This window comes from Streptomyces sp. NPDC028368 (assembly GCF_055565615.1).
This window is the reverse complement of sequence record NZ_JBVHTY010000002.1, coordinates 213,716-231,806: the sequence shown is the minus strand read 5'-3', so window position 1 is coordinate 231,806 and position 18,091 is coordinate 213,716. Positions and strand designations below refer to the sequence as shown.

The following is an 18,091-nucleotide window of genomic DNA, read 5'->3' as shown; positions in this document are numbered from 1 at the left end:
CGGCAGTTCATTGCAACATGCGCAACGACCGTTGCGAGGAATGGGGCGGGGGACGCACTATGGGCGGCGTGACTAGCGCCGCCCCCTCCCCCGCGCCCGATTCCACCCCCGCGCCCGCCGCCGCCCCTTCGGTCCTCGGGCTCGCCCCCGTCATTCCGGTCGTCGTCGTGCAGGACGCCGCCGACGCCGTACCGCTGGCCCGTGCGCTCGTCACGGGCGGGCTCCCCGCGATCGAGGTGACCCTGCGGACGCCCGCCGCGCTGGACGCCATCCGGGCCATCGCCGACGAGGTCCCGGACGCGGTGGTCGGCGCCGGCACCCTGCTCACCCCGGAGCATGTCGAGGCGGCCCGCGCGGCCGGCTCCCGGTTCCTGGTCAGCCCCGGCTGGTCACCCCGGCTGCTGGGCGCGATGAAGGACTCCGGGATGCCGTTCCTGCCGGGCGTCTCGACGGCCTCGGAGGTGGTGACCCTGCTCGACGAGGGCATCACCGAGCTGAAGTTCTTCCCGGCCGAGGCGGCCGGTGGGACGTCCTACCTCAGGTCGCTGGCCGCGCCGCTGCCGCAGGCCCGCTTCTGCCCCACCGGCGGGATCGGCCTGGCCTCGGCGCCCTCGTATCTGGCGCTGCCGAACGTGGGGTGTGTCGGCGGCACCTGGATGCTCCCGGCCGACGCGCTGGCCGCGAAGGACTGGGCACGGGTGCGCCAACTCGCCCAGGAGGCGGCGGAGTTGGCGGCCTGAGCCGTCCGAGCGGCCTGAGCGGTGGCCTGACGGCTGCCTGACAGCTGCCTGCACGCAACAAAGGGCCCGGGACATGGGACGTCGGACGTCCCATGTCCCGGGCCCTTTCCCGTGGGCGGGTCGCTACCGCAGATGCCCCGTATCGTTCAGCAGCCGCAGCGAGGCGTTCCCGTCGGCGTAGTACGCGATCGCCGACAGCGACGCCGCGGACAGCTCCATCCGGAACAGCGACTCGGGCGGTGCGCCCAGCGCCAGCCGGACCAGGGTCTTGATCGGCGTGACGTGGGTGACCAGCAGGACGGTCTTTCCGGCGTACCGGGCGATCAGCTTGTCGCGGGCGACCGAGACCCGGCGGGCGACCGTGGCGAACGATTCGCCGCCGCCGGTGGGCGCCGCCTTGGCGGAGCGCAGCCAGGCATCGAGGTCCTCGGGGAAGCGCTCGCGCACCTCGGCGAAGGTCAGCCCCTCCCAGGCCCCGAAGTCGGTCTCGCGCAGACCCTCCTCGATACGGACCTCCAGACCGAGCCGGGCCGCGACCGTCTGCGCGGTCTCCCGGCAGCGCCGCAGCGGTGAGCTGACGACGGCCTGGACCGTGCCGCGGGCGGCGAGCGCGGCGGCGGTGGCCTCGGCCTGGCGGTGGCCGACGGCGGAGAGTTCGGGGTCGCTGCCGCCGCTGCCGGAGAACCGCTTCTCGGGCGTCAGCGCGGTCTCGCCGTGCCGCAGCAGGACGAAGGTCGCGGGCGCGCCGAGGTCGGGAGCGCCCCAGCCGACCGGCGGGGCCGCGGCCTCATCGGCCGACGAGGCGGCCGCCTCGTCCGCGGCCTCATCGGCGGCGCGTGCCGCGGCGCTGCGGGCGGGCGCGGCCGGGGCGGCGAGCGCCGCGCGGGAATCGCGCGGCTCCCACTGCTTGCCGGTCTTGCCCGCGTCCATCGCCTCGTTGGCGAGCCGGTCCGCGTGCTTGTTCTTCTCCCGCGGAATCCACTCGTAGGTGACCTGATCGGGCGGGAAGATCGTCTTGGCCTCGGCGGCCAGCGGCTTCATGTCCGGGTGCTTGATCTTCCAGCGGCCCGACATCTGCTCGACGACCAGCTTGGAGTCCATCCGGACATGGACGGCGGCCTGCGGGTCCAGGGCGAGCGCGGCGCGCAGCCCGGCCAGCAGGCCCTTGTACTCGGCAACGTTGTTGGTCGCGGTGCCGATGTACTCGGCGGCCTCGGCCAGCGCCTCACCCGTCTCCGGGTCGAGGACCACCGCGCCGTAGCCGGCCGGCCCCGGGTTGCCCCGGGATCCGCCGTCCGCCTCGACGATGAACTTCCGCGCCATGACCTACAGACCCGAGTCGGGCGTACGGACCAGGATGCGGGTGCAGTTCTCGCACCGCAGAACGGTGTCAGCGGCGGCCGCCCGGACGTCGTTGACCTCGGTGATGTTCAGCTCCAGGCGGCAGCCCTCGCAGCGGCGCTGGTAGAGGCGGGCGGCGCCGACGCCGCCCTCCTTGGTGCGGATCTTGTCGTAGAGCTTGAGAAGGTCGGCCGGGATGTCGGCGACGGTCAGCTCGCGCTCCTTGGTGGCCGTGCCGGCCTCGGCGTCGATCTCGGCGAACGCGGCGTCGCGGCGGGCCGCGGCGTCGTCGGCCTTGGCCTGGATGGCCGCGACCCGGGTGGTGAGCTCGGCGACCCGCTCCTGGGCGGCCTCGCGGCGCTCCATGACCTCCAGGACGACGTCCTCCAGGTCGCCCTGCCGCTTGGCCAGCGAGGTCAGTTCGTGCTGGAGGTTCTCCAGGTCCTTAGGGGAGGTGACGGCGCCGGAGTCCAGGCGCTTCTGGTCGCGGGCGGCGCGCTGGCGCACCTGGTCCACGTCCTGCTCGGCCTTGGTCTGCTCGCGGCTGGTGTCGCTCTCCTCGGTCTGCGCGGCGACGAGCAGGTCGCGCTGCTGGGTGAGGTCGGCCTCCAGGGTCTGCAGCTCGGCGAGCTCGGGCAGGTTCTTGCGCCGGTGCGCGAGCTGGGTGAGCCTCACGTCCAGCGCCTGGACGTCGAGGAGGCGGATCTGGTCGGCGGGCGCGGCGTTCAGCGGGGGGCTCCTGTGGTGTGCGATTTTTCAACGGGGGTGGTGAGCGGGGCGGACGCCGCGTGGGCGGTCCAGGGGTCGGTGACCGTACGGGAGACATGCGTGCGCAGGCCCCAGCCGTGCCGGTCGGAGACCGCGTCGAGCTGGGCCGCGGCCTGCTCGCACCACGGCCATTCGGTGGCCCAGTGGGCGGCGTCGAGCAGCGCCGGCGGGCTGTTCCCGGTGGTCTGCGTGGCCTCGGAGGCCGGGTGGTGGCGCAGGTCGGCGGTGAGGAACGCATCCACACCGGCCGCCCGTACGTCGTCGAAGAGGCTGTCACCGGAGCCGCCGGAGACGGCGACCGTACGGATCTCGCGGTCGGGGTCGCCGGCCGCCCGGATGCCCTGGGCGGTGGCGGGCAGCCGCGCGGCCACGTACGAGGCCAGGTCGGCCAGCGTCATCGGGTGCGCCAGCTCGCAGATCCGGCCCAGGCCGCGGCGGCCGGCCGGATCGCTCGGGTCCGGCACCAGCGGGCCGAGGATCCGCAGATCCAGGGCGCCGGCCAGGGCGTCGGAGACACCGGGGTCGGCGGTGTCGGCGTTGGTGTGCGCGACATGCAGCGCGATGTCGTGCTTGATCAGGGTGTGGACGACCTTGCCCTTGAAGGTCGAGGCCGCGACCGTCGTCGTACCGCGCAGATAGAGCGGGTGGTGGGTGACGAGCAGATCGGCGTCGAGCCGCACCGCCTCGTCGACGATTGCCTGGACCGGGTCGACGGCGAACAGCACACGGCGGACCTCGGTGCCGGGTTCTCCGCAGACCGTGCCGACGGCGTCCCACCCTTCGGCCCGCTCGGGGGGCCAGAGGGCGTCGAGCGCGGTGAGGACTTCAGACAGTACGGGCACGGGTGGAAGGTTACCCCCCAGCTGTGACAGGACGCGGGGCCGATGCCCCAACACCGGACGCATGGGCGAAGCACAACCGCCCCACCCATGACCGGCGAACCGGACATCTGCCACCCTTATGCGTGAAGTGCGGCAACTCGCGTTGATCGGCCGGAAGTGCGAAAACTACCGTCGCTTCCTGACTGGAGGTGACCACTCGATGACGATCTGTGCCACTGAGGACGCCACGGCGCTCGGGAGCCCGTACCGCGCGGCGCTGACCATCGCCGCCGACGGCTCGTACGCCGCCCGGCTCGCCCGTCACGACGACGCCGCCGGGAGCCGGTTTCCGGAGCGCTGGACGCTGAGCGGCCCCGAGCCGTATGCCGTACCGCTGCCCGGCAGCCAGCCCGAGGAGCCGGACAGCGAACTGCTGCCGCTCGCCGACGGCCGGGTGCTGATCCTGCGCCGGGTCGCCGACCGCTTCGCCCTGTCCCTTCTCTATCCGACCGGCCCGGGAACGGGCGAACTCCTGCTGGGTGCCGTGCCGGCGCACGAGCTGACCCTGCTGCCGCCCACGCCGGGCGGCGCGCTCGGCTACGCCCTGGCGCCCGGCGAGCACAGCACCGTCCTGTGGCTGGTGCACGGCGGGGCGTACGGCCCCGAGCGGGTCACCGAGATCCCGGGGCGCTGCAAGGGCGGCGTCTGGCTGGATCGCGACGGCCGGCTGCTGGCCCTGGACCGGGAGCTGGCGGGCCGCACGAAGACCGTGGTGCTCGATCTGGAACGGGGCGGCGAGGCCAGCCCGCTGCTGCAGATCACCGAGGAGAGCAACGACCGTCTGCTGCTGGCCGATCCGGACAGCGGACTGCTGCTGCTGCGGTCGGACGCCCCCGGGCACGACCGGCTCGGCTGGGGCGTGCTGGGCAGCAGCCTGCCGGTGCGCTTCCCCGAATGCCTGCGTCCGGCCGACGGGTTCGTCACACCGTTCGCCGTACAGCCCGGCCAGATGCTGATGCCGGAGAGCTGCGCGGTGGCGTTCCGGATCGATACGGCGGACGGGACGCGGCTGGGCGTCTGGCGGCCCTCGGGACGGCAGTTGCGGCAGCTGCCGGTGCCGGAGGGGTGGCTGGCGGGGAGCGGGCTGTGGACAGCGGGCGGCGAACTGCTGCTGCCGTGCGCGACGGAGGCGGCGCCGTGCGGGGTGGCGCGGATGGCCGTACCGCCGGGGCCGGTACCGGGTTCGGGTTCGGGTGCGCGGCCGGGGCCGGGGCCGGGTTCCGGCTCGCACGTGGAGATCGCGGCGGCCGCCGGGGGCGGGATTGTCCCGGATGCAGGGGATGCCAACAACGACTCCACATCATCTGCACAACTTCCAGGCCTCGGCGCGGAACCGCCGGAAGTCCCCGCGCATCCCCAAACATGCAGGCCAGTACCCCTGCAACAGGCACCTCTGGCGACCCCGGAAGCCCCGTGGAGCGCCATTTCCCGCCAAGTTAGAATTCCGTCGGGGGCTACGCAGCCGGTTGACCCGGCCACCGACACTTCCGCTTGGGGGCAGCCCCGGCGGTTGCTGGGGGAGGTCCCGACGCGTACAGCTGTAAGCGATCTGACGGAGTGACTTTTTCCATGTCCGAAGCCCGAAACGACACGACCGAAGCGCGCCTCCACGAGGGGTCCGCCCAGGCCGCCGAGACGGCAAGCTCCGGCAGGCACCGTGGCCCGGCCGCCACGGAGCAGGCGCAGGCCGATGTGCACGGCCGGCACCGCCGGGAGAAGCAGACCCAGGGCGCGTAACGCGTCCGCTCCGGACCGGCGGTTTTCCGCCAAGGGGACGGACAACGGCCGTGGCCGCCGCATCCGGTTGATCCGGGCGGCGGCCACGGCCGTTGTGTGTCGGCCGACGTGTCACCCGTCGTGTTTGAGGCCCAGGACCTCGGCCGCCGCGAACGTCTCGTTCGGCGGCCGCTCGGCGTAGTACGGCGTGAGCAGACCGTCCAGCTCCTCGAAGCTGAAGGCGTCCTTCGCGGTGTCGAACTTGGCGGCGATCCTCGGGCGTTCGGCGATGGCGACCATGCCGCCGTGGACGACCAGCAGCTGGCCGTTGACCCGGGCGGCGGCCGGGGAGGCCAGATAACCCACGAGCGGCGAGACATGCTCGGGCGCGAGCGCGTCCAGCTTGCCCTCGGCCGGCTCACCGAAGCCCGCGAAGACGTCCTCGGTCATCCGGGTGCGGGCGCGCGGGCAGATGACGTTGGCGGTCACGCCGTACTTGGCGAGCGCCAGCGCCGTGGAGGTGGTCAGCCCCACGATGCCGCCCTTGGCCGCGGCGTAGTTGGGCTGGCCCGCCGAACCCGCGAGGAACGCCTCGGACGAGGTGTTGACGATCCGCCCGTAGACGGGGCCGCCGGCCTCCTTGGAGCGGGCGCGCCAGTGGACCGCGGCGAAGTGGGTGGTGTTGAAGTGGCCCTTGAGGTGGACGCGGATGACCGAGTCCCATTCGTCCTCGGTCATGGAGAACACCATCCGGTCGCGGAGTATGCCCGCGTTGTTGACCAGGATGTCGAGTTTTCCGTAGCTGTCGACGGCCAGCCGGACCAGCGCACGGGCCTGCTCGAAGTCGGCGACATCGCCCAGGTGGGCGACGGCCCGGCCGCCCGCCGCCCGGATTTCGGCGGCCACCTCCTCGGCCGGGGCGGCGGATGCCTCGCCGGTGCCGTCCCGGCCCGGCTGCCCGAAGTCGTTGACGACGACGGCGGCACCCAGGCGGGCGAGCTCGAGGGCCTCGGCGCGCCCCAGGCCGCGGCCGGCGCCGGTGACGATCGCGCTTTGGCCCTCAAGCGGCAGTGGCTGTGGCTGTGCCATTGCTGTCCTCTCCTTGGCAGACGGGGTGCGTCAGATCTCTATGCAGGTACGCAGCGCGGTGCCGGAACGCATCTGGTCGAGGGCGTCGTTGATCTCGGCGAGCTGAACGCGGTGGGTGATCAGGCCCTCGAGGTCGATCCGGCCGGCCCGCCACAGGGCGATCGCCCGCTCGTAGGAGCGCAGTACATCCGCGCCGCCGTAGAGCGAGGGCAGGATCCGCTTCTCGTCGAAGAACAGCTCGAACATATTGACCTGGAAGGTGTCGTCCATCGCACCCGCGCCGACCACGCACAGGGTGCCGCCGCGCCGGGTCGTCTCGTAGGCGGTGCGGGCGGTGGCGGACTTGCCGACCACCTCGAAGACGTAGTCGAAGCCCTCCCCCGCGGTGATCCGCTGCTTGGCGTCGGCGAGTTCGTCCGGTGCGACCGCCTCGGTGGCGCCGAAGCGGAGCGCGGCCTCGCGGCGGGCGGCCACCGGGTCGACGGCGATGATCTGGGCCGCGCCGCAGGCCTTCGCGCCCTGGATGACGGAGATACCGACGCCGCCGCAGCCGATCACCGCGACCGAGGACGCCGCCGCCACCTTGGCGGTGTTGATGGCGGCGCCGAGCCCGGTGGTGACGCCGCAGCCGATCAGGGCGGCGATCTCGTACGGGACGTCGTCCGGGATCGGGACCGCGCAGTTGGCGGCGACCACGACCTCCTCGGCGAAGGTGCCGGTGCCGGCGAAGCCGAAGACGTCCCCGCCGGGGCGCTTGAAGTTGGGGGTGCCGGCGTTCATGAATCCGGCCAGGCACAGATGGGTCTGGCCGCGTTTGCAGGACGGACAGCTGCCGCAGGCGGGCAGCCAGCACATCAGGACACGGTCGCCCTGTTTGAGGCCACTGACGCCGTCGCCGACGTCCAGGATCTCGCCGGCGCCCTCGTGCCCGGGGACGAACGGCGCGGGCTGCGGCAGCACCCCGTTCATCGCGGAGAGGTCGGAGTGGCACAGCCCGGTGGCCCGCACCCGCATCCTGACCTTGCCGGGCCCGAAGCCCACCGCCTCGACGTCGTCGAGAACTTCGAGTTTGTCCTGTCCTGTCTCGTGCTGTACGGCTGCGCGCATGTCACGGCTCCTCTCGGGTTGCGGGCTGTCCCCTGGCTCAGCTGTGCTCGACGACGGTGTCCGCCAGTACCGGCGCATCGTCCCGGTCGGCCGCCGTGACCGACACCTGCGTACGGCCCTCGCCCTCCCACATGCGGATCCGCAGCGTCTCGCCCGGGAAGACGACGCCCGCGAAGCGCGTGGTGTACGAGCGGACGCGCGCGACATCGCCGCCGAGCACGGTGTCGACGACGGCCTTGAGGGTGACGCCGTACGAGCACAGCCCGTGCAGGATCGGCCGGTCGAAGCCGGCGAGCTTGGCGAACTCCGGGTCGGCGTGCAGCGGGTTCCAGTCGCCGGACAGGCGGTAGAGCAGGGCCTGGTCCTCGCGGATGAGCCGTTCGGTGGTGCGGTCGGGGGCGCGGTCGGGCAGTGTGAGACGGGCCGAGGGGCCGCGGTCGCCGCCGAAGCCGCCCTCACCGCGGACGAAGATCTGGGTGTCGCAGGTCCACAACGGGCCGTCGTCGTCGGCGACTTCGGAGCGCAGCACGATGATGGCCGCGTTGCTCTTGGTGTTCCCCTTGTCGTAGACCGCGGGGACGGTGGAGGTCTGGGTGGCGCGGCCGCGGACCGGGATGGCGCGGTGGACGGTGACTTTCTGGCCGCCGTGCAGGACGGCGGCGAGGTCGACATCGATACCGGGGGCGGAAAGGCCGCCGGCCACCGCCATGCCTCCGCCCGCGACGGTCGCGAAGCTGGGCAGGACGTGCAGCGCGCTCTCGAGGGTGTAGCGCAGTTCGTCGGGGTCGGTGGCGGGGTGCGGCTTGCCGGGGGTGGCGGCGCCGGCGCCGATGCCGAGGTGGTAGAGCTGGATGTCCTTGTGATCCCAGGCGAGTTCGGTGGTCCGCGGCTCGGCGGAAGTGGCCTTGGCGGCGTCGATGGGCATGGGGCGGTCGCTCCTTCACCACGGGGGTGCACGGTGTGAAGACCCCGGCCCGGCCGTCCGCACCGTCGGCCGTGCCGGGGTCGTTTCGGGTCGGCCCGGCGGCGTCCGTCGCCGACGCACTTCTAGAACGCGTTCTAGCCGATGGCCCTCATGTATAGCCGATCCGCCGGGCACCCGGAAGACCCATGACGCGTTGTCAGAACGGGGGCGGGGGCCCGGTGCCCCTGACATCCGTCACGGTGCCCCCGAAACATCTGGGGGCGCCCCTGAGTGGTGGCCGGGGGACTCCTGACATCCGCCTGGCGGACCCCATGACATTTGTCAGGTCGGATCACACACATTCGCCTCTGCCGCCCCGCCGCAACTCTCCGTAACGTCATGGACAGGAAAACAACGGGGAGGTCGGACATGACATCGAGCATGGCGTCGGACATGACGTCGGATGCGTCGCCGGGCGGGACGCGGACGGCGGGGCCGGTGAGCGCGGCGCGGACGGCGGGCGGCGCGGCGGCGGTGGGGTTCTCGGGAGTGACCCGGAGTTACGGCGCGGTGCGTGCCGTACAGGGGCTGGACCTGGAGATCGCGGCCGGTGAGACGGTGGCACTGCTCGGGCGCAACGGCGCCGGGAAGTCCACCACCCTCAACATGCTGCTGGGGCTGCTGCCGCCCACCTCGGGGACGGTGCGGCTGTTCGGCGGCGAGCCCGAGGCGGCGGTGCGGGCGGGCAGGGTGGGCGCGATGCTGCAGGACGGGCGGCCCATTCCGCGGGTCACCGTCCGCGAACTGGTCACCTTCGTCGCCGCCACCTACCCCCGGCCCATGGACGTCACCGAGGCCCTGGAGCTGGCGGGCCTGGGCGAATTCGGCGGGCGCCGGGTGGACCGGCTGTCCGGCGGGCAGGCCCAGCGGGTCCGCTTCGCGGTCGCCCTGGCCGGCAATCCGGAGCTGCTGGTGCTCGACGAGCCGACCGCGGCGCTGGACGTCGAGGCGCGCCGCGCTTTCTGGCGCTCGATGCGGGCGTACGCGCGGCGCGGCAACACCATCGTGTTCTCCACCCACTACCTGGAGGAGGCGGACGACAACGCCGACCGGATCGTGGTGATCGACGGCGGCCGGGTGGTCGCCGACGGCAGCGGCGGAGAGATCAAGCGGCAGGCCGGCGGGGCGCTGGTCTCCTTCGACCTGGCGGGCGCGCCGAGCGAGCCGCTGCAGGCCCTGCCCGGTGTGAGCGCCGTGGAGATACGGGGCGACCGCGCGCTGCTGCGTACGGCGGACTCCGACGCGACGGTCCTGGCGCTGGCCGGGCTCGGTCTCGTACGGGGCCTGCAGGTCGCCCCCGCCAGCCTGGAGGACGCCTTCCTCACGCTCACGGCCCCGGCCTCGGCCCCGTCCGCCGCCCCGTCCCCGAAGGAGATCGCGTAATGCTCGACTACATCCGCCTCGAAGTCCGCCGCACGCTGCGCGACAGGGGCTTTGTCATCTTCGGTATCGGGATGCCGGTGCTGATGTATGTGCTGATGACCAACATCGGCGCCGGCCCCGGCGGCGCGGGCATGGAGTGGAAGACGGCCTCGATGGTCGGGATGGCCGCGTACGGCGCTCTGGGCGCGGCGATCGGCGCCGGCACCGGTGTCGCCGAGGACAAGCAGCTGGGCTGGCTGCGGCAGCTGCGCATCACTCCGCTGAGCCCGGTACGGGTGGTGGTGGGGCGCGGCCTGACCAGCACGGTGACGGTGCTGCCCGCGATCGCCTCCGTACTGCTGGTGGGTGCGCTGGTCAACGGCGTCCGGATGCCCGGCTGGCAGTGGGCGGCGCTGGCCGTACTGCTCTGGGTCGGCACGGCACCCTTCACCCTGCTCGGCCTCGGCAACGGCTATCGCCTCTCCTCGCAGTCCACCGGCGTCGTCAACACGGGCTGCATGCTGCTGATCTCGATCATCGGCGGTCTGTGGTTCCCGCCGGAGCTGTTCCCCGGCTGGCTGCGCTCGCTGTCCGCCTGGACGCCGGGCAACCGCTTCGCCGAGCTCGGCCAGAGCGTCACCCAGGGCGGCGCACCGGGCCTGGGCACGGTGGCGGTGCTGGCCGCCTGGCTGGCACTCTTCGGCGGTTACGCGGTGTACGCGTACCGTCGGGCCGCACGGACGGTGTGATCGACGATGGCGCAGACCTGGGAAGCGACAGTGCGAGACAAGAAGCGGCGGGACCTGGTCGGCGAAGACTGCGGCAACGACGCCATGGACGGCGCCTCCTGCACGGCGAAGGGGCCCGGAAAGGGGCCGGGGAGGAAGCCGGACAGGGGTCCCGGCAAGTACGCCTTCCTGCCGTGGCTGCTGATGGGCCTGGGGGCCTTCTCCAACATCGTCCAGGGCAAGACGGGCAGCCCCTGGCTGGCCGGCCTGGGTCTGCTCGCCTTCAACTCCCTCTACATCAGCGTCGTCTGGTCGTCGTTCAACCCCCGGCTGCGCGACTCCCGCCGTCCGCTGATCGCCCTGGGGCTGCTGACCGCCGTCACCTTCGCCATCGCGCTCGGGTTCCGTGGCAACTGGTTCCTGTTCTTCCCGCTGCTGTCGCTGGCCTCCGGCACGGTGCGTGCGCTGCGCGGCAAGAAGCTCGCCCTGTGGCTGGTCGCGCTCAGCGGCGCGGCCGGCTACTTCTCCGGCTGGCACGAGGGCAGTGGTCCCGGAGGCGCCTTCGGCATCGGGTACGGCACGTTCCTGTCCGGCACGGTGACGGCCACCGTCCTCAGCCTGTTCGACACCATCCAGGAGCTGAACACCACCCGCCAGGAGCTGGCCCGCAGCGCCGTGGAGAAGGAGCGGCTGCGCTTCTCCCGCGATCTGCACGACCTGCTGGGCCACACCCTGTCCGTGGTGGTGGTCAAGGCCGAGGCGGTCCGCCGGCTGGCGCCGCGCGATCTGGAGGCGGCGCTCGGGCAGGCCGCCGACATCGAGGCGGTCGGCCGGCAGGCGCTGACCGAGATCCGCGAGGCCGTCACCGGCTATCGCGAGGGCAGCCTGACCACCGAACTGGACCGGGCCCGCTCGGTGCTGGAGGCGGCCGGTATCGAGCCCGTCGTACGACAGGCCGGTCCGCCGCTGCCCACCCAGGCCGAGGCGCTGCTGGGCTGGGTGGTCCGTGAGGGCGTCACCAACACCGTCCGGCACAGCCGCGCCACCCGCTGCGAGATCGACGTGCATGCCGATGAGGAGCGGGTACGGCTGACGATCACGGACGACGGGCGCGGTCCCGTAAGCTCCGGTGCTGCCCCAGCACACGGCCTGTCCTGGATACGGGACCGGGTCCCGGGGCGCGGCGGCGAGGTGGACGGCGGCGCGGGTGGCGGCGGGGACGACCCGGCCGGCCCGGACGCTACGGGGCGCGCGGCGGGGCCGGGCCGTTCCGGTCCGGTGGGCGGCACGGGTCTGAAGGGGCTGGCCGAGCGGCTGGCCGTGGCGGGCGGCACACTGCGCACCGGCCCCGACGGCCGGCGCGGCTTCCGGGTCGCGGCCGAACTGCCGGTGGGCACGGGCGATATGGCGGATGCGGAGGAGTTGACCAGGTGATCAAGGTCCTGCTGGCAGAGGACCAGGGGATGATGCGGGGCGCGCTGGCGCTGCTGCTCGGCCTGGAGGAGGACATGGAGGTCGTGGCCCAGGTCGCGGCGGGCGATCAGATCGTCGCCGCCGCCCTGGACGCCCGCCCCGACATCGCGCTTCTGGACATCGAACTGCCGGGCCGCAGCGGCCTGGACGCCGCGGCCGACCTGCGCGGTCAACTGCCGTCCTGCAAGGTGCTGATCGTGACGACCTTCGGCCGGCCCGGCTATCTGCGCCGCGCGATGGAGGCCGGGGCGTCCGGATTCCTGGTCAAGGACGGCCCCGTGGAGGAGCTGGCGGCGGCGATCCGGCGGGTGCTGGCCGGGGAACGGGTCATCGACCCCGGCCTCGCCGCCGCTGCCCTGAGTGCGGGCCCCAACCCCCTCACCCAGCGCGAACGCGACGTCCTCACCGCGGCCGTGGACGGCGCCACGGTCGCCGACATCGCCACCAAGCTCCATCTGTCGCAGGCCACGGTCCGCAACTACCTGTCGGCGGCCATCGGGAAGACCGGCACCCGTAACCGCATGGAGGCCGTGCGGGCGGCCCGGCGCAACGGGTGGCTGTGAACGGGTGGCAGTGAACGGGTGGCAGTGAGCGGGTGGTTGCAGGGGCCGGCGTGGGGCCCGGCGGGGCCCGTCAGCCGGGCGCGACGTCCGGCCGGCGGCGCGGCAGGGCGATGATCATCAGCAGGATGCTGCCCAGCAGCACCACCGAACCGACCTGGAAGGCCAGGGCGTAACCGTCCGCCAGCGCGGTCCGGCCGTGGCCGGCGGCGATCCGGGTGGCGGCGATCGTGGAGAGGACCGACAGGCCGAGCGCGCCGCCCATCTGGCGGGAGGTGTTGATCAGGCCGGAGACCAGGCCCTGGTCGGCGGGGTCGGCGCCGGAGGTGGCGATGGAGGCGACCGGGGTGGCGGTCAGGCCCGCGCCGAGCGCCATCAGGATCCCGGGGCCCAGGAGGGTGGCGAGGTAGGTGCCGTCGGCGTCCATCGCGCCCTGCCAGACCATGCCGGACGCGGAGATCACCGCGCCCGTGACGGCCAGGCTCTTGGCGCCCACCCGGTTCATCAGGTGCGGCGCGGCCTTCGATCCCAGAACGATCGACAGCGAGTGCGGGATGAAGGAGAGCCCGGCCTGCAGGGGCGTGTAGGCCAGCACGTTCTGGGTGTAGAGCGACAGGAAGTACCACATGGAGAACATCGCGGCACCGGCCAGCACCATCGCCGCGTTGGCGGAGGAGACCGAGCGCAGCCGGAAGAGTCCCAGCGGCATCAGCGGGGCCTTGGCCCGCGCCTCGACGGCGATGAAGACGGCGAGGACGACGAGCCCGGCGGCCAGCGGCAGCAGCGCGGAGGCCGCGGTCCAGCCGTCCGTCTCGGTCTGCACGATGCCGTACGCCACCAGCCCGAGCCCGCCGGTCACCAGCAGCGCGCCGGGCACATCCAGCCGCCGCCCGGCGCCCTGACGGCTCTCGGTGAGCCACAGCACCGCGCCGGCCAGCACCAGCGCCCCGACCGGCACATTGATCAGCAGCACCCAGCGCCACGACAGATATTGCGTGAGCACCCCGCCGACCAGACCGCCCACCGCGCCGCCGCCCGCGCCGACCGCCGTCCAGGTGGCGATGGCCCTCGTACGGGCCGGGCCCGACGGGAACGACGTCGTCAGGATCGTGAGGGTGGCCGGCGAGAGCACCGCCGCGCCGACGCCCTGGACCGTACGGGCCGCGATCAGCTGCCAGGGCTGCTGAGCCAGCCCGCCGCCCAGGCTCGCGAGGGTGAAGAGCGCCAGCCCGACGACGAAGATCCGCTTGCGGCCGAAGAGGTCGGCGGCCCGGCCGCCGAGGAGCATGAAGCCCGCGAAGGTGATGACGTAGGCGTTGACGATCCACTGCAGGCCCAGTTCGCTCAGGCCGAGGCCGGTCCGCATGGCGGGCAGCGCCACGTTCACGACGGAGACGTCCAGCACGACGAGGAACTGCCCGGCGCAGACCAGCAGCATCACCAGCCAGGGCGGTGCGCCCGCGCGGCGTTCGGTGGCGGACAGCGTGGCGGGGCTGGCTATCGGGGGCATGCGGGCCATGCTCGCATTCGGCGCTTGCCCGGCGCATCGGGATATCGATGCACCCACCACCTGTCCCGAGTCCTAGGACCCGGGGCCGGCCCCTGTCTCATCCCCGCCCCTCTCACCCCCGCAACAACGTCACCACCGCCGCACCCCCCAGCCCGATGTTGTGCGCCAGCCCGACCCGGGCGCCCGGCACCTGCCGGTCCCCCGCCGTCCCCCGTAGCTGCCACACCAGCTCGGCGGCCTGGGCGAGGCCGGTCGCGCCCAGCGGGTGGCCCTTGGAGATCAGGCCCCCGGACGGATTGACGACCCAGCGTCCGCCGTACGTCGTGGCCCCGTCGGCGACGAGCTTGCCCGACTCCCCGTCCGCGCACATCCCCAGCGCCTCGTACGTCAGCAGCTCGTTGACCGAGAAGCAGTCGTGCAGCTCGATGACGTCCACGTCCTCGATGCCCAGTCCGCTCGCGGCGTAGACCTGGCGGGCCGCGGACCGCGACATCGGCTTGCCGACCACGTCGATGCAGGAACCGGAGCCGAAGCTCTCCTGTGTATCCGTCGTCATGGCCTGGGCCACGATCTCCACCGCCCGGTCGGCCAGCCCGTGTTCGCGGACGAACCGCTCGGAGGCGATGACGGCCGCGGCCGAGCCGTCGGAGGTCGGTGAGCACTGGAGCTTGGTCAGCGGGAGGTGGATCGTCCTGGCGGCCAGGATCTCGTCGACCGTGTAGACGTCCTGGAACTGGGCGTGGGGGTTGTGCGCCGAGTGGCGGTGGTTCTTGGCGGCGACCGCGGCGAGTTGTTCGGCGGTGGTGCCGTAGCGCTCCATGTGCTCGCGCGCCGCATTGCCGAAGATCTGGGCGGTGGGCGGGGTCATCTCGAAACCGTGGGCGGCGGCCATCACACCGTAGTGGCGGGCCACCGGGGAGGTACTGAAGTCGCCGGCGTCCGCGCCGCCGCCCAGTGCGCCACGCTTCATCTTCTCGAAGCCGAGGGCCAGGACACAGTCGTTGATACCCGACTCGACGAACTGGCGCGCCATCATCAGCGCCGTCGAGCCGGTCGCGCAGTTGTTGTTGACGTTGTAGACGGGGACGCCGGTCAACCCGAGTTCGTATGCGGCGCGCTGGCCGGCCGTCGAGGCCTGGTAGCAGTAGCCCACCGGTACCTGCTCGATGGCCTCGTAGCCGATCCCGGCGTCGGCCAGCGCCTTGCCGCCCGCCTCCTTCGCCATGTCCCAGTACTGCCAGTCGCGGGTCTCGGGCTTCTCGAATGTGGTCATCCCTACGCCGACGATGTACGCCTTGCCAGCCATGCGTGTCCTCCAGAAGTCACCGGTGAGTCGTCCGGGAGTCGTCAGATCAGGGGGCGGGGCTCGGGGTCGCGGGGCAGGCCGAGCAGCCGCTCCGCGACGACATTCAGCTGTACCTGGGTGGTGCCGCCCGCGATGGTCAGGCAGCGCGACATCAAGAAGCCGTGCAGCGCCCGTTCGCCGGCTTCCTCGCGCACCGCGCCGTCCGGCCCGAGCAGTTCCAGCGCCAGCTCGGCGACCTTCTGCTGGTGCGGGGTCTGCACCAGCTTGCGGATGCTGGCCCCGGCACCCGGTTCCAGGCCCGACACCTGCCGGAGGGTGGTGCGCAGTCCGATGCAGCCCAGCGCGTGCGCCTCGGCGGCCAGCGCGCCCACCCGTGCCCGTACGGATCCGTCCAGCTGCGCCGAGCGGTCGATGAGCGCCTGAAGGCCCGTGTCGAAGGTCAACTGGTCGGCCATGTGGACGCGTTCGTTGTCCAGGGTGGTGCGGGCGACCTTCCAGCCGTTGTCGACCTCGCCGACCACGGCGTCGGCGGGCAGCAGTACGTCGTCGAAGTAGACCTCGTTGAAGAGCGCGTCGCCGGTGATCTCCTTCAGCGGGCGGATGTCGATCCCCGGGGTCTTCATGTCGACGACGAAGAAGGTCAGCCCCTTGTGCTTGGGCGCCTGGGGATCCGTACGGGCGAGCAGGATGCCGTGGCTCGACCACTGGGCGGCCGAGGTCCATACCTTCTGGCCGTTGATCCGCCAGCCGCCGCCGGGACCGTCCACCCGCTCGGCGCGGGTCCGCAGCGAGGCGAGGTCGGAGCCGGCCTCGGGCTCGGAGAACAGCTGGCACCAGAGCAGATCGCCGCGCAGGGAGGGCAGCAGATACCGGTCCTTCTGCTCCTGGGTGCCGTGGGCGATGAGGGAGGGCACCACCCAGGTGGCGATGCCCAGATCGCTGATCTTGACCCCGGCCGCCGCCAGCTCCTGCTGGATGGCCAGTTGCCGGACGGGGTCGGCGCCCAGTCCGTAGGGCTGGGGGAGGTGGGGGGCGGCGTATCCGGTGGGGGCGAGTGCGCGGCGTACGGCCGCCGGGTCGAGACCACGTACGCCGTCGATGACGGTACGGGCCTCCTCCCGGTATGCCGCCGCCGTTGCCGGGAGTTCCAGGCGCAGTTCGCGGCGGGCGCCGTCCGCGCCGTAGCGGGCGGCCCGCAGGCGGTGGGTGTCGCCGCTGCCGAGCAGCTGGCGGGCCACGGTGGCCCGGCGCAGGTGGAGGTGGAGGTCGTGTTCCCAGGTGAAGCCGATGCCGCCGAGGATCTGGAGGCAGTCCTTGGCGCAGGTGTGGGCGGCGTCCAGGGCGGTGGCGGTGGCCAGCGCGGCGACCAGGCCGCGGACCTCGGGCGCCTCGTCGAGGGCGCGGGCGGCGTCCCAGGCCAGGGCGCGGGCCTGTTCGCAGCGGACGAGCATGTCGGCGCACAGGTGCTTGACCGCCTGGAACTGGCCGATGGGGCGACCGAACTGCTCGCGTACCGCGGCGTGTTCGGCGGCGGTGGCCAGCGCCCAGGCGGCGGTGCCGCAGCCCTCGGCGGCGAACAGCACCCCGGCCAGATCGCGGACGAGCGCGCTGTCGACGGCCAGGAGCCGCCCGGCGGGTACCAGGACGCCGTCCGCGCTCACCTCGGCGGTCGGCCGGGTGGGGTCGGCGCTCTCCTGGACGCGTACGGACAGCGTCCCGGCGTCGGCCGCCAGCCATACCGTGCCCGTGGCGGCCTTCGCGGCCAGCACGATCAGATCCGCGTCGCCGCCGGCCAGGACCGGGGGTGCGGTGCCGTCCAGGACATAGCCGCCGGCCCCTTCGACGGCGGTGAGCGAGCCGGCGCCCAGTGCGACGGCGCCGAGGAGTTCGCCCGTCGCGAGGGCGCGGACGAGGTCGTGGTGGCCGCCGCGGCGGAGCAGTTCGGCGGCCAGGGTGGTGGGCAGATACGGGCCCGGGAGGGCGGCGCGGCCCATCTCCTCCAGTACGACGGCGAGGTCGAGGAGTTCGCCGCCGCCTCCGCCGTCGGCCTCGGGCAGGTGCGGTCCGAGCAGGCCCTGCGCGGCGAGCTGGTCCCAGTACGCGGGCCGGCCGTGCCGCCCCGGCGCGCTGTCGAGCAGCTTGCGGACCTCTTCGGGCGGCACGGCCCGTGCGGCCCAGCCACGCGTCGCCTCTGCCAGGTCACGGTGATCTTGCGTGATTCCGATGCCCATGCCGGGCAGAGTAGAACACGTTCCATTCTGACGGAAGGCCGGATGCCGTCCCGGGGCGGCGGGCCCGGCTCCCTGAACCCTGCACATTCGGCGGGAAACGGTCCGGAGCCGAAGAGGAAACAGTTCGGTGAATTTCCGTCACCGGCCGCCAATACCCGCTTACCGCCCCGCCTGCCGCCCACCGCGAATTCCCCGTATTCGGGCATCCGGGAATCGACCGGCAGAAAATACGGTCCGGTATGTCGATATCCAGAATCGGAATGCATGATTCCGGCCGGACTCCGCTATACCGTCCGCCGGGGTACCCGCACACCG

The 18,091-nt window shown here is 72.7% G+C and carries 16 protein-coding genes; 7 read left to right on the top strand and 9 right to left on the bottom strand.

What is annotated here, in order from left to right:
- The first annotated feature begins 59 nt into the window (after nt 1–59).
- Nucleotides 60–740: a bifunctional 4-hydroxy-2-oxoglutarate aldolase/2-dehydro-3-deoxy-phosphogluconate aldolase gene (eda, locus tag ACZ4S3_RS04595; protein ID WP_467927287.1), complete on the top strand. Its 681-nt coding sequence runs from the start codon at nt 60–62 to the stop codon at nt 738–740.
- A gap of 123 nt (nt 741–863) precedes the next feature.
- Here eda and ACZ4S3_RS04590 read toward each other — a convergent pair whose 3' ends face one another.
- The 3 genes from ACZ4S3_RS04590 to ACZ4S3_RS04580 are packed head-to-tail and all read right to left on the bottom strand — an operon-like array spanning nt 864 to nt 3,691.
- A complete protein-coding gene (locus ACZ4S3_RS04590; protein WP_467925616.1) occupies nt 864–2,063 on the bottom strand; it encodes a bifunctional RNase H/acid phosphatase in 1,200 nt (399 codons plus the stop codon).
- A gap of 3 nt (nt 2,064–2,066) precedes the next feature.
- Nucleotides 2,067–2,810: a zinc ribbon domain-containing protein gene (locus tag ACZ4S3_RS04585; RefSeq protein ID WP_467927283.1), complete on the bottom strand. Its 744-nt coding sequence runs from the start codon at nt 2,808–2,810 to the stop codon at nt 2,067–2,069.
- On the bottom strand, nt 2,807–3,691 hold the full coding sequence (locus ACZ4S3_RS04580) for a Nif3-like dinuclear metal center hexameric protein (RefSeq protein WP_467925614.1): 885 nt from the start codon (nt 3,689–3,691) through the stop codon (nt 2,807–2,809). Before ACZ4S3_RS04580 ends, ACZ4S3_RS04585 begins: the two co-directional genes overlap by 4 nt.
- Before the next feature lie 199 nt (nt 3,692–3,890).
- Here ACZ4S3_RS04580 and ACZ4S3_RS04575 point away from each other — a divergent pair, with 199 nt between their 5' ends.
- Nucleotides 3,891–5,291, top strand: coding sequence for a hypothetical protein (locus ACZ4S3_RS04575; RefSeq protein WP_467925612.1), 1,401 nt, complete (start codon nt 3,891–3,893; stop codon nt 5,289–5,291).
- A gap of 8 nt (nt 5,292–5,299) precedes the next feature.
- Nucleotides 5,300–5,467: a hypothetical protein gene (locus tag ACZ4S3_RS04570; protein WP_467925610.1), complete on the top strand. Its 168-nt coding sequence runs from the start codon at nt 5,300–5,302 to the stop codon at nt 5,465–5,467.
- A gap of 111 nt (nt 5,468–5,578) precedes the next feature.
- On the opposite strand, the gene ACZ4S3_RS04565 is transcribed toward ACZ4S3_RS04570, so the two are convergent.
- The 3 genes from ACZ4S3_RS04565 to ACZ4S3_RS04555 are packed head-to-tail and all read right to left on the bottom strand — an operon-like array spanning nt 5,579 to nt 8,567.
- Nucleotides 5,579–6,535 (bottom strand): 3-oxoacyl-ACP reductase, encoded by a 957-nt coding sequence (locus ACZ4S3_RS04565; protein ID WP_467925608.1) that lies wholly within the window; start codon nt 6,533–6,535, stop codon nt 5,579–5,581.
- Between the two features lie 30 nt (nt 6,536–6,565).
- A complete protein-coding gene (locus ACZ4S3_RS04560; RefSeq protein WP_467925606.1) occupies nt 6,566–7,642 on the bottom strand; it encodes a Zn-dependent alcohol dehydrogenase in 1,077 nt (358 codons plus the stop codon).
- A 37-nt stretch (nt 7,643–7,679) separates the two neighbouring features.
- On the bottom strand, nt 7,680–8,567 hold the full coding sequence (locus ACZ4S3_RS04555) for a MaoC/PaaZ C-terminal domain-containing protein (RefSeq protein ID WP_467925604.1): 888 nt from the start codon (nt 8,565–8,567) through the stop codon (nt 7,680–7,682).
- 513 nt (nt 8,568–9,080) lie between these two features.
- On the opposite strand from ACZ4S3_RS04555, the gene ACZ4S3_RS04550 reads away from it, so the two are divergent.
- The 4 genes from ACZ4S3_RS04550 (at nt 9,081) to ACZ4S3_RS04535 (ending at nt 12,732) form a co-directional block, all read left to right on the top strand.
- Nucleotides 9,081–9,989, top strand: a complete 909-nt coding sequence (locus ACZ4S3_RS04550; RefSeq protein ID WP_467927280.1) for an ABC transporter ATP-binding protein — start codon at nt 9,081–9,083, stop codon at nt 9,987–9,989.
- Nucleotides 9,989–10,717: an ABC transporter permease gene (locus tag ACZ4S3_RS04545; protein ID WP_467925602.1), complete on the top strand. Its 729-nt coding sequence runs from the start codon at nt 9,989–9,991 to the stop codon at nt 10,715–10,717. The genes ACZ4S3_RS04550 and ACZ4S3_RS04545 overlap by 1 nt, the downstream gene beginning before the upstream one ends.
- 84 nt (nt 10,718–10,801) lie before the next feature.
- Complete coding sequence (locus ACZ4S3_RS04540; protein WP_467927277.1) at nt 10,802–12,130, top strand: sensor histidine kinase; 1,329 nt, start codon at nt 10,802–10,804, stop codon at nt 12,128–12,130.
- On the top strand, nt 12,127–12,732 hold the full coding sequence (locus tag ACZ4S3_RS04535; protein WP_467925601.1) for a response regulator: 606 nt from the start codon (nt 12,127–12,129) through the stop codon (nt 12,730–12,732). Before ACZ4S3_RS04540 ends, ACZ4S3_RS04535 begins: the two co-directional genes overlap by 4 nt.
- Nucleotides 12,733–12,802: 70 nt before the next feature.
- Here the strand turns inward: ACZ4S3_RS04535 and ACZ4S3_RS04530 are convergent, their stop codons facing one another.
- The 3 genes from ACZ4S3_RS04530 to ACZ4S3_RS04520 form a co-directional block, all read right to left on the bottom strand.
- Entirely contained in the window at nt 12,803–14,248 is a 1,446-nt protein-coding gene (locus tag ACZ4S3_RS04530) for an MFS transporter (RefSeq protein WP_467925599.1), read from the bottom strand.
- 103 nt (nt 14,249–14,351) lie between these two features.
- Nucleotides 14,352–15,545 (bottom strand): lipid-transfer protein, encoded by a 1,194-nt coding sequence (locus ACZ4S3_RS04525; protein ID WP_467925597.1) that lies wholly within the window; start codon nt 15,543–15,545, stop codon nt 14,352–14,354.
- A 41-nt stretch (nt 15,546–15,586) separates the two neighbouring features.
- Nucleotides 15,587–17,776, bottom strand: a complete 2,190-nt coding sequence (locus ACZ4S3_RS04520; protein ID WP_467925595.1) for an acyl-CoA dehydrogenase — start codon at nt 17,774–17,776, stop codon at nt 15,587–15,589.
- Between the last annotated feature and the right edge of the window lie 315 nt (nt 17,777–18,091).

Excerpts from the sequence above, each read along its gene's own strand:
- ACZ4S3_RS04540 (WP_467927277.1), top strand. The coding sequence starts at position 10,802 with ATGGACGGCGCCTCCTGCACGGCGAAGGGGCCCGGAAAGGGGCCGGGG.
- ACZ4S3_RS04560 (WP_467925606.1), bottom strand. The coding sequence starts at position 7,642 with ATGCGCGCAGCCGTACAGCACGAGACAGGACAGGACAAACTCGAAGTT.
- ACZ4S3_RS04565 (WP_467925608.1), bottom strand. The coding sequence starts at position 6,535 with ATGGCACAGCCACAGCCACTGCCGCTTGAGGGCCAAAGCGCGATCGTC.
- ACZ4S3_RS04575 (WP_467925612.1), top strand. The coding sequence starts at position 3,891 with ATGACGATCTGTGCCACTGAGGACGCCACGGCGCTCGGGAGCCCGTAC.
- eda (WP_467927287.1), top strand. The coding sequence starts at position 60 with ATGGGCGGCGTGACTAGCGCCGCCCCCTCCCCCGCGCCCGATTCCACC.
- ACZ4S3_RS04520 (WP_467925595.1), bottom strand. The coding sequence starts at position 17,776 with ATGGGCATCGGAATCACGCAAGATCACCGTGACCTGGCAGAGGCGACG.
- ACZ4S3_RS04525 (WP_467925597.1), bottom strand. The coding sequence starts at position 15,545 with ATGGCTGGCAAGGCGTACATCGTCGGCGTAGGGATGACCACATTCGAG.
- ACZ4S3_RS04555 (WP_467925604.1), bottom strand. The coding sequence starts at position 8,567 with ATGCCCATCGACGCCGCCAAGGCCACTTCCGCCGAGCCGCGGACCACC.
- ACZ4S3_RS04530 (WP_467925599.1), bottom strand. The coding sequence starts at position 14,248 with ATGGCCCGCATGCCCCCGATAGCCAGCCCCGCCACGCTGTCCGCCACC.
- ACZ4S3_RS04570 (WP_467925610.1), top strand. The coding sequence starts at position 5,300 with ATGTCCGAAGCCCGAAACGACACGACCGAAGCGCGCCTCCACGAGGGG.
- ACZ4S3_RS04545 (WP_467925602.1), top strand. The coding sequence starts at position 9,989 with ATGCTCGACTACATCCGCCTCGAAGTCCGCCGCACGCTGCGCGACAGG.
- ACZ4S3_RS04590 (WP_467925616.1), bottom strand. The coding sequence starts at position 2,063 with ATGGCGCGGAAGTTCATCGTCGAGGCGGACGGCGGATCCCGGGGCAAC.